Consider the following 13,150-nt stretch of genomic DNA (forward strand, 5'->3'; position numbering starts at 1 on the left):
GAAGCGGGTCTACTCCGCGGGGGGCGCCGGTGGTGCCGCGTGTGGCTCCGCGGGTGTTCCGACTGGTGTTTCCGCGGGCGCTGCGCGCGGTGCCTCGGGTGCCGCCGGCAAGTCCACGGATGCTGCGGGCGGTTCCTCGGGTGCCGCCGGCGGGTCCGTGAGTGCTGCGGGCGGCTCCGTGGGTGCCGCCGGAGACGCCGTGGGGGCTGCGGGCCGTTCCGTCGGTGCCGGGAGTGGTTCCGCGGGTGTCGCGGGCCGGTCGGCCGAGCGTGCCGCGGGCCGATCCGCCGAGGGCGCTGCCGGTGGGGTGGTGAAGTCGCCGGGCGGCGCGGGCTTGTCGTCCGGACGGGATGCGGTGCCCCTCGCCCTGCCCCCGAGGCGGGCGATGCCGTCGTACGCCGAGCCGGGCAGCGCGGTCGCCTTGTCCACTCCGTAGGCCGTGAAGGGGTCGTCCGCGGGGTCCTCGCGGTCGTACCGGGCGAAGGAGTCCTTCGGGGTCTCGGCGTCGTAGATCTCCGGCTCCGCGTGCGGGGTGCGGCCCGTGCCGGGCTGCTGCCCGGCCGGGCGCCGTCGCCACGGCAGCCGGCCGCGGGAGCGCCGGGTTGCGGCCGTCCCGGCCGGTGGCGAGACCGGTGCCGGAGCCGGCTCGGAGCGCGGGACACCGATCCTCGGCCGTTCGGCCGCCGTGGCAGCGGTCCGCGCGCCGCCGGCGCCGGTTCTGCGCGACCGGCCGCGCCACGCGCGCCGGGCCAGGGCCACCGGGATCGCCGCGACCGCGATCCACAGGACGGCCGCCGCGCCCACCTGCCACCCCACCGGGCCGAAACGGGAGAGCGCCGCGACCCCGAGCGGGCCTCCCGCCAGCGCCGCCAGGCCGGCCATCAGTGCCCCGCACAGGACGGACGCGAGGGCGGCGGCCCCGGCCGTCCGGCCCGGCGACCACACTCCGCCCGGCAGCCCGGCCCGGGTCGTGCCGGTCGCCGCCACCGCCAGGAACCAGCCCACCGTCACCCCGGCCGCCAGCGGCACCGCCCCCGTGGCCCAGTGCAGCGGCGTTCCGGGTCCGCCCGCGGGCACCGCGGCCAGCAGCGGGAACGGCGGCAGCAGCGGAGCCGGGTCGGAGTGGAGCGGGCTCGTGAGGTGCCCGACGGACAGGCCGAAACCGGGACCGAGGGCGTAGGCGGCGGCCCACACCGCCGCGTTCGGCACCAGCAGCAGGCACAGCAGCAGCACCGCGAACCGGCCCGACCAGCCCTCCGTCAGCTGCAGGAACGATGCGCGGGCCGCCCCGCCGTGCCACACCAGCGACACGGCCACCAGCAGTGCCCCGCCCCCGGACAGCACCGCCGCACCGGCGCACGCGGCGCGCGCGGCCGCGCCCAGCCGGGCCCGTCCCTCCACGCCGAGCAGCAGCCGCCGCACCGGGCCCGGCAGCAGCACCAGCACGCTGTCGACGGGCTCGCGGGGATGACCGTGGGCCGTCCACACCCCCGCGCCGGCCGCCGCGACGACGAGGAGCGGCAGCATGGCGGGGCCCGGCCAGGTCCAGGACGGCCGCAGTTCACCACGCGAGGACACGTACAGCAGGGCCGCCGCGGCGACGCCGAGATAGCCGCCGACGACGCCGGTGAAGGCGGTGCGCCCGGTGACCGGCGGCACGCCGTCGTGGCCGTAGACAGCGTCGCGGGCCGCCCGGTGCACCAGCCAGACGGGCACGGCCATGAGCAGCAACGGCGTCACCCCCACGGGCGCGGGCACGCCGGTGAGGGTGTCGGTGCGGACGAGTTCGACGCCGTGCCCGAGGACCCACAGGGCGGCCGCGATGTGCAGGGCGCCGCCAGGTCCGCTGTCCGGGTAGGGCGAGCTGATCCACAGCGACATCACGAGCACGGCGAGCGAGCCGAGGCCCAGTCCGGCGGCGACCGTGCCGCCCAGCAAGCTCGCGGCCAGCCCGGACGAGCGGCGGCGCCTGCGGCGGAGGAGGCGCGGCAACGGCGTTCGGCGGTCGGTCATCTGGATCACGACCGCCATGCTCCCAACGACACGCGCTTTCCCGGCGTAACAGGCGAAGCTCCGTTGTGTCGCTCAATATACGTTTATGTTCTTTTTCGTACGAAGGGGTGTCCGGTGACGCAGAGCCCTGCCAGCCCGCTCCCCCCGCCCAAGGAACGCCGACGCCTGCGGGAGGCCGCCTCGCTGACGCAGGCTCAGCTCGCCGCGCGGCTGGGCGTGTCCAAGGGTGCGGTGCGCGCGTGGGAGTCCGGCCGTACGGCTCCCCGGGGCCCGGAACGCGAGGCGTACGTGACCTTACTGGCGTCGCTGGAGTCGCAGACCCGGGCCGTGACGGAAAGTCAGGAACAGCAGACGGCCGCCGGAGCGACGGCACCCGCCGAGCCGGTTCCGGGCACGGGCGCGCTGACGCCCGCTCAGGCCTTCGACGCGTTGTACGCCTTCTGCGCCCCGGCGCTCGCCCGGCAGGCGTATCTGCTCACCGGGCGGCGGGAACTGGCCCGGGAGTCCGTGGAGCGGGCCTTCCAGCGGGCCTGGGAGCGCTGGCCCGAGGTGGCCCGGGACCGCGACCCGGCCGGCTGGGTGCGCATGGCGGTGTACGAGTACGCGCTCTCCCCGTGGCACCGGTTCCGCCCCCGCTACCGCCACCCCGAACCGCCGCCGGCCGCCCCGGCCGACCGCGCGCTGATGGACGTACTCCTGAAGCTTCCCCCGCCGCACCGGCGCACCCTGCTGCTCTACGACGGCGTCGGGCTCGGACTGCCCGAGACGGCGGCGGAGACGGAGGCGAGCACGCCCGCGACCGCGCACCGGCTGATCCACGCGCGCGAGGCGATCGCGGCGAAACTGCCGGAGCTGGGCGATCCGCATGTGCTGCACCGGCGGCTGGCGGAGGTGGCCACGACGGAGCGGCTGCGCGCTCCCCGGCCGACGCAGGTGCGCACCGGGGGCGAACGACGGGCGCGGTTCTGGACCCGGGCGGCGATCGCGTTCACGGTCGCGATCATCGGGGCGACGGCGCTCACGCTCCGCTCGGCTCCCACGCAGTACGAGCCGCCGGTGCCGCCGGGTGAGGCGGTACGCGGGGTGCCTCCCAAGGCCGCGCCGGGGCCGCTGTCGGAGGCGGAGGTGGAGCTGCGGGCGAAGCTGCGGAGCTCTGCCGAGAGCGGGCCGCAGCGGCTCACTCCGTCGGCCTGGTGAGCGGCTCCCCCCCCCCGTCGGGGCCGGGCCAGGTGCCGGGTGCGGGTCCGTCGCGGCCGGTCGCGCCCGCGCGGCGGAGCCGCACGGCGGACAGAGCCCCTGAACGGGTGCGGTTCGCCGTGTGCTCCTGAAGTGCCGTCGTTGCCCGAACGCCCGGCAGGCCCGTCCCCATGACGGGGGCGGGCCTGCCTACGGTGAGTCGGGAACTCAGCCGGCCAGGATCTCGCGGGCGAGCTTGGCCGTCTCGGTCGGCGTCTTGCCGACCTTGACGCCGGCGGCCTCGAGGGCCTCCTTCTTGGCCTGTGCGGTGCCGGAAGAGCCGGAGACGATCGCACCGGCGTGGCCCATGGTCTTGCCCTCGGGGGCGGTGAAGCCCGCGACGTAGCCGACGACCGGCTTGGTCACGTTCTCCTTGATGAAGGCCGCGGCCCGCTCCTCGGCGTCGCCGCCGATCTCGCCGATCATGACGATCAGGTCGGTGTCGGGGTCGTCCTGGAAGGCCTTCAGGGCGTCGATGTGGGTGGTGCCGATGATCGGGTCACCGCCGATGCCGACGCAGGTGGAGAAGCCGATGTCACGCAGCTCGTACATCATCTGGTACGTCAGCGTGCCGGACTTCGAGACCAGGCCGATGCGGCCCGGCTTGGTGATGTCGGCCGGGATGATGCCGGCGTTCGACTGACCCGGGGTGATCAGACCGGGGCAGTTCGGGCCGATGATCCGGGTCTTGTTGCCCTTCTTGCCGGCGTACGCCCAGAAGGACGCCGTGTCGTGCACGGCGACGCCCTCGGTGATGACGACGGCCAGCGGGATCTCGGCGTCGATGGCCTCGACGACCGCGTCCTTGGTGAACTTCTCCGGGACGAAGATGACCGTGACGTCGGCGCCGGTCTTGTCGATGGCCTCCTTGACGGACCCGAAGACCGGGACCTCGGTGCCGTCGAAGTCGACCGTGGTGCCGGCCTTGCGCGGGTTCACACCGCCGACGATGTTGGTGCCGGACGCCAGCATGCGCTTGGTGTGCTTCTGGCCCTCGGAGCCGGTCATGCCCTGGACGATGACCTTGGATTCCTTGGTGAGGAAGATAGCCATGGTGTTCTGTGACCTCGTCCCTTACTTCGCGGCAGCAGCCAGCTCGGCGGCCTTGTCGGCCGCGCCGTCCATGGTGTCCACGCGCTGCACGAGCGGGTGGTTGCGGTCGTCCAGGATCTGGCGGCCCAGCTCGGCGTTGTTGCCGTCGAGACGGACGACCAGCGGCTTGGTGACCTCTTCGCCCTTGCTCTCGAGGAGCTCCAGGGCCTGCACGATGCCGTTGGCGACGGCGTCGCAGGCGGTGATGCCGCCGAAGACGTTGACGAAGACGGACTTGACGTCCGGGTCGCCCAGGATGATCTCGAGGCCGTTCGCCATGACCTCGGCGGAGGCGCCGCCACCGATGTCGAGGAAGTTGGCGGGCTTGACGCCCTTGTGGTTCTCACCGGCGTACGCGACGACGTCGAGGGTGCTCATCACGAGACCCGCGCCGTTGCCGATGATGCCGACCTCGCCGTCGAGCTTGACGTAGTTGAGGTTCTTCTCCTTGGCAGCCGCCTCGAGCGGGTTGGCGGCGGCCTTGTCGTGGAGCGCCTCGAAGTCCGGGTGACGGAACTCGGCGTTGTCGTCCAGGGAGACCTTGCCGTCGAGGGCGATGACCTCGCCGGAGGCGACCTTGGCCAGCGGGTTGACCTCGACCAGGAGGGCGTCCTCCTTGACGAAGACGTCCCACAGCTTGACGAGGACGTTCACGACCTTGTCGGCGACCTCGGCCGGGAACTTGGCGGCCTCGACGATCTCACGGGCCTTGGCCTCGTCCACACCGTCGATGGCGTCGATGTCGATCTTCGCGACGGCCTCGGGGCGGGTGGCCGCCACCTCCTCGATCTCCATGCCGCCCTCGACGGACGCGATGGAGAGGAAGGTGCGGTTGGCACGGTCCAGGAGGAAGGAGACGTAGTACTCCTCCAGGATCTCCGGGGCCGTCTCGGCGATCATGACCTTGTGGACCGTGTGGCCCTTGATGTCCATGCCGAGGATGTTGGTCGCGTGCTCGACCGCCTCGTCGGTGGTGGCGGCGAGCTTGACGCCACCGGCCTTGCCACGGCCGCCGACCTTCACCTGGGCCTTGACGACGGACTTGCCACCGAGGCGCTCAGTGGCTGCGCGGGCCGCCTCAGGCGTGTCGATGACTTCACCGGCCAGCACCGGTACATCGTGCTTGGCGAAGAGGTCCCTCGCCTGGTACTCGAACAGGTCCACGCGCTTCCGTCCCTATCGTGATCTCGCGGTTCGTTGGATGCGTGGGCGTGCCGCGAAGGGCAACGTGACGTCCGCTTGTCACAAGGGAGGCGCACACGGTGTCCGAGCGCGCGGCATGTCCGTCTCGCAGGTTATCCCCGCTTGCGTTTGGGCTCTAAATCGGAGGTCACACCTCAGCGGTGATACCCGTCACATGATGCCGCGCCTCACGGCACTGCGTGCCATGTGGCGCGGGACCTCACCGGGCTGGGGTTGACCCGGTGAGGCCCCTGAGCAGCCCCGGGGCCGGTCCTACGGCCCGGTGGGGGGCGTGAGGCCGGACGGTCCCCACCCCAATGGGGACCGTCCGGTCTCCTTACCGCGGGGGTCCCACCGGACGGGCCGACGGCTTTCGGCCATCCGGGTCCGTCGCCCCCACGGAGTCGGTCGTACGCCGACCGGGCTACCGATCGGCGCGCCGGTCGCCTTGCGGCGCGGTGCGCTGGTCGCATGCGGCGCGGTGGACCGGTCGCATGCGGCGGGGCGCCTGCCGCTCGATGCGGTCGGGCGCCTGCCGCTCGGGGGCGGCGGGGCGCCCGTTCCTCAGATGCGGCGCGGTGCCTGCTGGCCGGATACCCCGGGAGTGTCATGGACATACCCGGGAGTGACGGACCGCGCCACTCCCCCGGCTCCCTGCGCCACATGCGCGGCCGGCGATACGCCGGTGTCCTGCACGGTCCCCGACAGGGCCTGCGCGAAGGGCGCGACGTCACCCGTCACCCCGTGCGCGAAGCCGCCCGCCTGCCCGGCGACACCGCCCGCGAACGTCACCGCGTCACCCGCGACGCCGTACGCCGACCCGGTGACGCTGTCCGCCACCCCGTCCACGACCGGCCGGACGACGTCCACGACGGGCTGCGCCGCGCCCGTGACCCCGGCGGCCAGGGTCGGCACCCGGCCGGTGACGCCTTGGGCGAAGTCACCCGCCTGCCCGGACACGCCGTACGCCAGCGGCGGCACCTGCCCGGCCACCCGGCCTGCGAACGGCGTGACGTCGCCCCCGGCGCCGTACGCCAGCGCCCCCGCGTCCGCGACGGCCTGCCCGGCGACCGGCACCACACCGTGCACGGCGGTGTGGGCCACCGGCGGCAGCACGGCATCCGCGGCGCCCTCGGTCACCTGCCCGACGAGCCCGGTGGCATACGACGGCACGCCACCGACGAGGGGGTACGCGTCCGCCACGGCGTGCCCCGCGGTCCCGGTCACCCCCTGCGCCGCGTGACCGGCGACCGGCGTCACGCCGTACACCGCCTCGGTGACGACCCCGGCGGTCCCGTGGACGGCACCTCCGGCGAGCGGCGTCGCACCCGCCACCGCCCGGCCCGCGAGCGGTACGGCACCGTCCACGGCCGCGCCCGCCACCGGCGGCAGCGCCTCGGACACCGTCTCCCGCACCACCGGCGTCACCGCGCCCGGAACCTCGGCGACCGTGCCGACCACCCGCTGCTCCACCCCGTCGACCGCACCGGTGACATGCCCCGGGACCGCGGAGACGGAGGCCAGGGCGGCGGCCCGGACGTCCCCGGCCTCGCGCTGCGCGGCGGCCGAGCCGCGGCCCGCTCCGGCCACGGTCTGCCGGGCCGTCGTCCGTACGACGCCGTCGACGCCCTGCGTCCCGCTGTGCGCCGTCGCCTGCACGCCCTGGAGCCTGGTCTGCGCGGCGGCCAGCGCCTGTTCCAGCTCGGGGGCGAAGGCGGCGAGCGGACCGAAGAGGTAGTCGATGCCGTCCTGCGGGGTGTGCGGCAGCGTCTCGACGGCGTGCGCGGCGGTGTCCGCTGCCGCGGTGTGCGCGGTGTGCGCCGTGTGCGCTGCCCGGGCGGCGTGGGCGCCGGCGACGGCCTGCACGCCGCGCAGCCGGGGGGTGTGCGCGGCGCCGACCTCGGCGTCGACGTAGTGGCGGGCCTGGTCGGCGGTGGCCGCGGGCGTGTGCGGGGCGGCACCGCCGCGGAGGCCGGTCGCCGTGGACGTCGTCCCGGTGGTGGCCGGGGCCGTGGCTCCGGTGACCGTGGCGGCGGCGTCCTGAGCCGTGCCGGTCAGCGAGGAGACGGTGTCGTGGGAGGTGGCCAGGACGGTGCCGACGGTGTCCGTGACCGCGCCGAGCGTGTCACCGGCGTCGGAGGCGACGTCGGCCGTGGCGTCCGGGGCGGACACCGACGGGGCGGGCAGTTCGTCGGCGCTGGCCACGGCCGAGCCGAGCGCCCAGGCGCCGGTGACACCGGCGGCTATCACGATGGAACGGCGGATGTTCTTGTTCATGCGTGCGTCAGATCCTTCAGGTTCTCGACAGCGGCGCGGCCGCGCACCTCCGGGTCGGTGACCTCGGGGGTGGGCTGCGCCGTGGGTGAGGCTTGGGGTTCGGGATCCTCCGTCCGGCACCGCCGCGCGGGGCGGGGCGGTGCGGAGGAGCGGGCAGACCTGTTCCGCCCCCGCGCGGCAGGTCACGGCGGGGGAAGGTCTGCCTAGGCGGGGAAGACGGGGATGTCCCGGTACCTGTCCTGGATCCGAGGTGAGGCGCCCTGGGCCACGGTCCCGGCCCGCACCGGCGACGGCAGCCGGTGGCACGGCGTGACGGCGTGCGCGTCCCCGTGGCCCGGCGTGCCGTTGCCGGCGGCCGAACCGCCCACCACGGCACCGTCCGGGCCCTCGGCGGGACCCTGCGGCATGGTGTCGCGGCCGGGGTGAACGGAGGGGGTGTGAGCGGAGAAGGGGTGAGCCGCGCGGCGGGGCTGAGGCTGTGCCGAGCCTGCCGACACGGCCACCGGGCCGGAGGGGTGGGCGTAGAACGCCGTACCACCGGCGGCCCGCACGGGTCCGGCCGGCGTGGGGGCCGCGCCATGGCCGGCCGAGGTACCGCCGTCCCCGGGAACACCGGGCACGGAGGGCACGGGCAGCTGCGGGGCAGCGGGCAGGGCCGACAGCGGTGGCGCGTCCGGCAACGCGGGGAACGCGGGCGCGGAGGGGAATGCGGGCGCGGCGGGAAGCGTGGGCGCGGAGGGGACCGAGGGGGACGCCGGCAGCGGCTGAGGTGCCGGGAGCGGCTCGGGTGCCGACGGGGCTGGCAGCGACTTCGCGGGCGCCGTGTCGCCGATGCCCGCCGTCACGGCGTCCCGCAGCTCACCGACGGGCCGCACCCCGCGCACGTCCACAGCCTTGCCCCCATGACGCGTCACCGAGTGCGGCAGCGACGGCGTCTCCACCGAGGCGGCCGCCCCCGTGCCCCTGGCCTGTGTCGAAGGCGCCGTCGGCACCGGCTCCGCCGCCTGCGCACGCTGCCCGCAGAGCAGTCCGAGCACGAACAACCCGCCCAGCAGCAGCGCCGCCTGAAGCACACGCCGCCCGGCCACCGCGCGCACGACGCGCACAGCGGCACCAGGGAGAGCGGGCTGCAAAGTCAAGAGGGGCGGGATCCTCCCGTGCGACGGTACGGCGAACGAGCCGGGGCTCACAGGGCGTACGGCCTCGGGCATACGCGGCGTCGATCCTCGCACGCGACGCCCGAGGTTGCGCAAGCCCCCCGTTACCGATGGGTAGTCATGTCCGGTATGGGCAACGGCCGCTTCTCGATCGCCGCCGCCATCACCTCCGGGAAAAGGTCGGGCGTGCAGGCGAACGCGGGCGCCCCCAGCGCGGCGAGGGCGGCCGCGTGCTCCCGGTCGTACGCGGGCGCCCCCTCGTCCGACAGCGCGAGCAGCGCGACGAACTGCACCCCCGACGCCTTCATCGCCGCGACCCGCTTCAGCATCTCGTCGCGTATGCCGCCCTCGTACAGATCGCTGATCAGGACGACCACCGTCTCCGCGGGCCGGGTGATCCGCGACTGGCAGTAGGCGAGCGCCCGGTTGATGTCCGTACCGCCGCCCAACTGCGTGCCGAACAGTACGTCCACCGGGTCGTCCAGCTGGTCCGTGAGGTCGACGACCGCCGTGTCGAAGACGACGAGCCGGGTGCTGACCGACCGCATCGAGGCCAGCACCGCGCCGAAGATGGCGGCGTGGACGACGGACGCCGCCATCGAGCCGGACTGGTCGACGCACAGCACGACGTCCTTCTTCACGGACTGCGAGGCGCGCCCGAACCCGATGAGCCGCTCCGGCACGACCGTCCGCCGCTCCGGCAGGTAGTGCTTGAGGTTGGCCGCGATGGTCCGGTTCCAGTCGATGTCGTGGTGGCGCGGGCGCTGGACGCGTGCACTGCGGTCCAAGGCGCCGGTGAGGGCGGCCCGGGTGCGGGTGGCGAGCCGCTTCTCCAGGTCGTCCACGACCTTGCGCACCACCGCGCGCGCGGTCTCCTTCGTGGTCTCCGGCATCGCCTTGGTCAGCGACAGCAGCGTGCCGACCAGGTGCACGTCGGCCTCCACCGCCTCGAGCATCTCCGGCTCCAGCAGCAGCGCGGACAGGCCGAGCCGGTCGATCGCGTCCCGCTGCATGACCTGGACGACGGAGGCGGGGAAGTAGGTGCGGATGTCCCCGAGCCAGCGCGCCACGGACGGCGCCGAAGCGCCCAGGCCCGCCGCACGGTCCCGTCCCTTCCGCGCCTTGTCCTCCTTGCCGTACAGCGCGGTGAGCGCCCCGTCCATCGCCGCGTCCCGGCCGGACAGCGCGCATCCGGTGCCGTCAGCGGCGTCCCCGCCGAGCACCAGCCGCCAGCGGCGCAGCCGTTCCCCCGCCCCTGCCGGTTCCGCGACACCCGCTTGCGGCGCTTGTGTGGTCGCGGGGGCCGTGGTCATGGGTTCCGCGCTCTCCCGTTCCGTGGTGCCGCGTTGAGTGGGGCCGCGGTGCGTGGTGCCGCGTTCCGCAGAGTCCCGTTCCGTGGTGTCGCGGTGCGTGGTGCCGCTTTCCATGGTCATGTGCCCACCTCCGCGAGGTCGTTGACGGCGGTCGTCTCCCGGTCGTCGTCCAGGCCCAGCAGCAGGCGCACCACGGGCAGCACCGCGTCCGCCCGCTCGGTGTCCAGACCCGACCCGAAGCCGGGCACACCCTCGGCGACGGCGGCGCCTCTCCCCCGCTCCCGCGGCCCGCGCCGGACCAGCTCGCCGAGCGTTCTTCTCACCCCCGGCTCGTACGCGGCGAACGTCCGCCGCAGCAGCGGCAGCACGTCCGTGAACGCCTCCGCCGGCACGCCGGTCAGCCAGCCGTCCACCAGAGCGAGCAGCCGCTCGTCGTGCACGAGCAGCATCCCGCCGCCCCCACCGCCGACGAAGCCCTCGATCCACGCGGCCGCGTCGGCAGGCGGCGTACCCGGCGACAGGGCGAGCCCCATCAGCCGGGCCGCCTCGTCCTGGTCCAGCGCGCCGTCGTCCAGCAGCAGCCGCACCGCTCGCCCGCGGATCACACCGGGCACGGTGTCCCGCCCCGACAACACCCGCAGCACGCCCTGCCAGCGGACACGCAGTTCACGGTGACCGCCGGGCGGCGTGCTCGGGGGCGCCGGGGCCACCGGGGTCACCGGCTTCGCCGAGGTGTCGCCCAGCAGGCCCACCGCCCCGTGTACCGCGTCCACATGGCGCCGCATCTCGGCGGCTGCGTCGGCGTCGAGCGCGGCGCAGGCCGGGGGCAGTCCGACGAAGATCCGCTCGGCGAGTCCGGTGGCGACCTCCCCGAGCGCGGCGGTGTCCGTGCCCCGCACGTCCCCGTAGCGCAGGGAACGGACGAGAGCGGGCAGAGCCTGCGCCAAGTGGCCGACGTCCGTGTCGAGCGCCGCCCGGTCGGCGAGGACCCGCATCACGGCGGGGAGCGCATCACCGAGCCCCGCCAGCAAGCACTGCTCGGCCAGCGCGGTCACCTCCGCCAGGGCCTGCGCGGCGAGCGCGTCCGCCTCGGCCTTGCCGGTGGCCGCGGCGAACACGGTCGTGCCCCACACGCCGGCCTCGGCGACCCGCACGGACAGCTCCGGCTCCCAGCACAGCCGCCAGGTCTCCCGGAACGTCCCCGTGCTGCCGCGCGAGGCGACCGGCTCGCCCCACGTGATCCTCAGCAGCCGCAGCCGGTGCAGCAGCCGGCTCCGCTCGGCGTCCGTCTCCTTGCGCAGGTCGAGCTCCAGCTCCCTTTCCCCCGCTTCGGGCTTGAGCCGCAGCCGGCGCTGCAACCGCTCGAGATCCCGCTGCAACGGAACGGCCGGCGCCGCCTGCGGCACCTCGCCCAGCGCGTCCCCCACGACCAGCCGGTCGTGCACCAGCGCGAGCGGCACGTCCGAGCCGTCGCACATCACGGCCCGCACCGCGTCGGTGGTCTCGCCGAGCCCGGGCAGCGGCCGTCCACGCACCGCCGCGAGCGTCTCGGCGAGCCGCACCGCCTCGATGACGTGCGCGGGGGAGACGATGCGGTCCTCCGCCCGCAGCAGCCCGGCCACCTTCGTCATCCACCGCTCGACGGGCCGGTCGGGCGCGCCGAACAGATGCGCGTACCACCCGGGCGAGTCGATCCCGGCGCCGTACCCGCCGGCCCTCGAGAGCCTGCGATACGTCCACGGCACCCACGTCAGCTCGGCCTTGACCTTCGGCAGCCCCTTGAGCAGCGCCTTGTCGGCCGTGACCGTCGTGCGCCACCGCAGCGCCGGCACGTGCCAGGCGCCGCACACCACGGCCACGTCGTCGCCGAACTCCTTCTGTGCCGAACGCAGTTGGAGACGCATATGGGCCTCGCGCACCAGGTCCCGGTCGTGTCCTCCGCTGCCGTAGGTCTCCCGCAGTACCGCCATCGCCTCCTCGAGCACGGTGAACGGCGCGAACGGGTCCCGCCGTCCCTGCCCGCGGTGCTCGACGACGTCCTCCCACCAGCGCTCCGGATCGTCGTACCCGGCGACGTCGGCGAGCACGGCGAGCGGATCGAGCCGCACCCCGGTCGCGAGCCCACCCGGCGCGACCCCACCCCGTTCGGCCCCGTCCGGCTCGCCCCCGCCCGGCTCGGCCCCGTCCGGCTCGCCCCCGCCCGGCTCGGCCCCGTCCGGCTCGCCCCCGCCCGGCTCGCCCCTGTCCGGCAGCGGCCCGTCCGGTACGACCTCGTCCGACTCGCCCCTGTCCCGCTCGCCCCTGTTCCGCTCGGCCCGGTCCGGCAGCGGCCCGTCCGACACAACCCCGTCCGGTTTGACCTCGTCCGGCGGGGGCTGACCGGGCCGGCCCCCTTCTCCCTCGCCCCGCTCCCACGCCAGTGAATGGGTGGCCGGCAGGTCGATGAAGCGGGCCGGGACGTCGTGGGCCAGGGCCCAGCGGATCGCGACCCACTCCGGGGAGAACTCGGCGAGCGGCCAGAAGGAGGAGCGGCCGGGCTCGTCCACCGCGTGGGCCAGCAGCGCCACAGGCGGCCGCATGTCCGCGTCGGCGGCCAGCGGGACGAGGGCGTCGGCCTCGGGCGGTCCCTCGATCAGCACCACCCGCGGCCGCGCCGCGTCGAGCGCCGCCCGCACCGCCCGGGCCGAGCCGGGCCCGTGGTGCCGCACCCCGAGCAGCAGCGGCCCCGGACCCGGCCCACCGTCCCGGTTCACCTCACGGTCCGTCATCGCGTCCCCCTCACCTGCACGGCACCCACCTGTCCTCACCTGCGCGACCACCACGGGTCGTGGCCCCCGAGGACCCTCACAACCCTGTCCCTCACAACCCCGTCTCCGGCGG

Annotated in this window: 8 protein-coding genes; 1 reads left to right on the plus strand and 7 read right to left on the minus strand. The window is 74.9% G+C overall.

The window, feature by feature from the left end; all coding sequences use genetic code 11:
• Positions 1-9 precede the first annotated feature (9 nt).
• Positions 10-2,031, minus strand: coding sequence for a cell division protein PerM (locus tag ACZ67Q_RS32000; RefSeq protein WP_471189346.1), 2,022 nt, complete (start codon positions 2,029-2,031; stop codon positions 10-12).
• A gap of 96 nt (positions 2,032-2,127) precedes the next feature.
• On the opposite strand from ACZ67Q_RS32000, the gene ACZ67Q_RS32005 reads away from it, so the two are divergent.
• On the plus strand, positions 2,128-3,210 hold the full coding sequence (locus ACZ67Q_RS32005; protein WP_471189349.1) for a helix-turn-helix domain-containing protein: 1,083 nt from the start codon (positions 2,128-2,130) through the stop codon (positions 3,208-3,210).
• 207 nt (positions 3,211-3,417) lie between these two features.
• Here ACZ67Q_RS32005 and sucD read toward each other — a convergent pair whose 3' ends face one another.
• From sucD to ACZ67Q_RS32035, 6 genes are all read right to left on the minus strand, one after another.
• Positions 3,418-4,302, minus strand: a complete 885-nt coding sequence (sucD, locus tag ACZ67Q_RS32010) for a succinate--CoA ligase subunit alpha (RefSeq protein ID WP_361632259.1) — start codon at positions 4,300-4,302, stop codon at positions 3,418-3,420.
• Positions 4,303-4,323: 21 nt separating this feature from the next.
• Positions 4,324-5,505: an ADP-forming succinate--CoA ligase subunit beta gene (gene sucC, locus ACZ67Q_RS32015; protein ID WP_471189351.1), complete on the minus strand. Its 1,182-nt coding sequence runs from the start codon at positions 5,503-5,505 to the stop codon at positions 4,324-4,326.
• A gap of 582 nt (positions 5,506-6,087) precedes the next feature.
• The gene (locus ACZ67Q_RS32020) at positions 6,088-7,800 is read right to left on the minus strand and encodes a hypothetical protein (protein WP_471189353.1); all 1,713 of its coding nucleotides are present in this window, start codon (positions 7,798-7,800) and stop codon (positions 6,088-6,090) included.
• Positions 7,801-8,003: 203 nt separating this feature from the next.
• Complete coding sequence (locus tag ACZ67Q_RS32025) at positions 8,004-8,906, minus strand: hypothetical protein (protein WP_471189356.1); 903 nt, start codon at positions 8,904-8,906, stop codon at positions 8,004-8,006.
• 155 nt (positions 8,907-9,061) lie between these two features.
• Positions 9,062-10,270: a VWA domain-containing protein gene (locus tag ACZ67Q_RS32030; RefSeq protein ID WP_471189446.1), complete on the minus strand. Its 1,209-nt coding sequence runs from the start codon at positions 10,268-10,270 to the stop codon at positions 9,062-9,064.
• Positions 10,271-10,386: 116 nt separating this feature from the next.
• Positions 10,387-13,038: a DUF5682 family protein gene (locus ACZ67Q_RS32035; protein WP_471189358.1), complete on the minus strand. Its 2,652-nt coding sequence runs from the start codon at positions 13,036-13,038 to the stop codon at positions 10,387-10,389.
• Between the last annotated feature and the right edge of the window lie 112 nt (positions 13,039-13,150).

It is taken from the genome of Streptomyces sp. NPDC036813 (assembly GCF_055609245.1).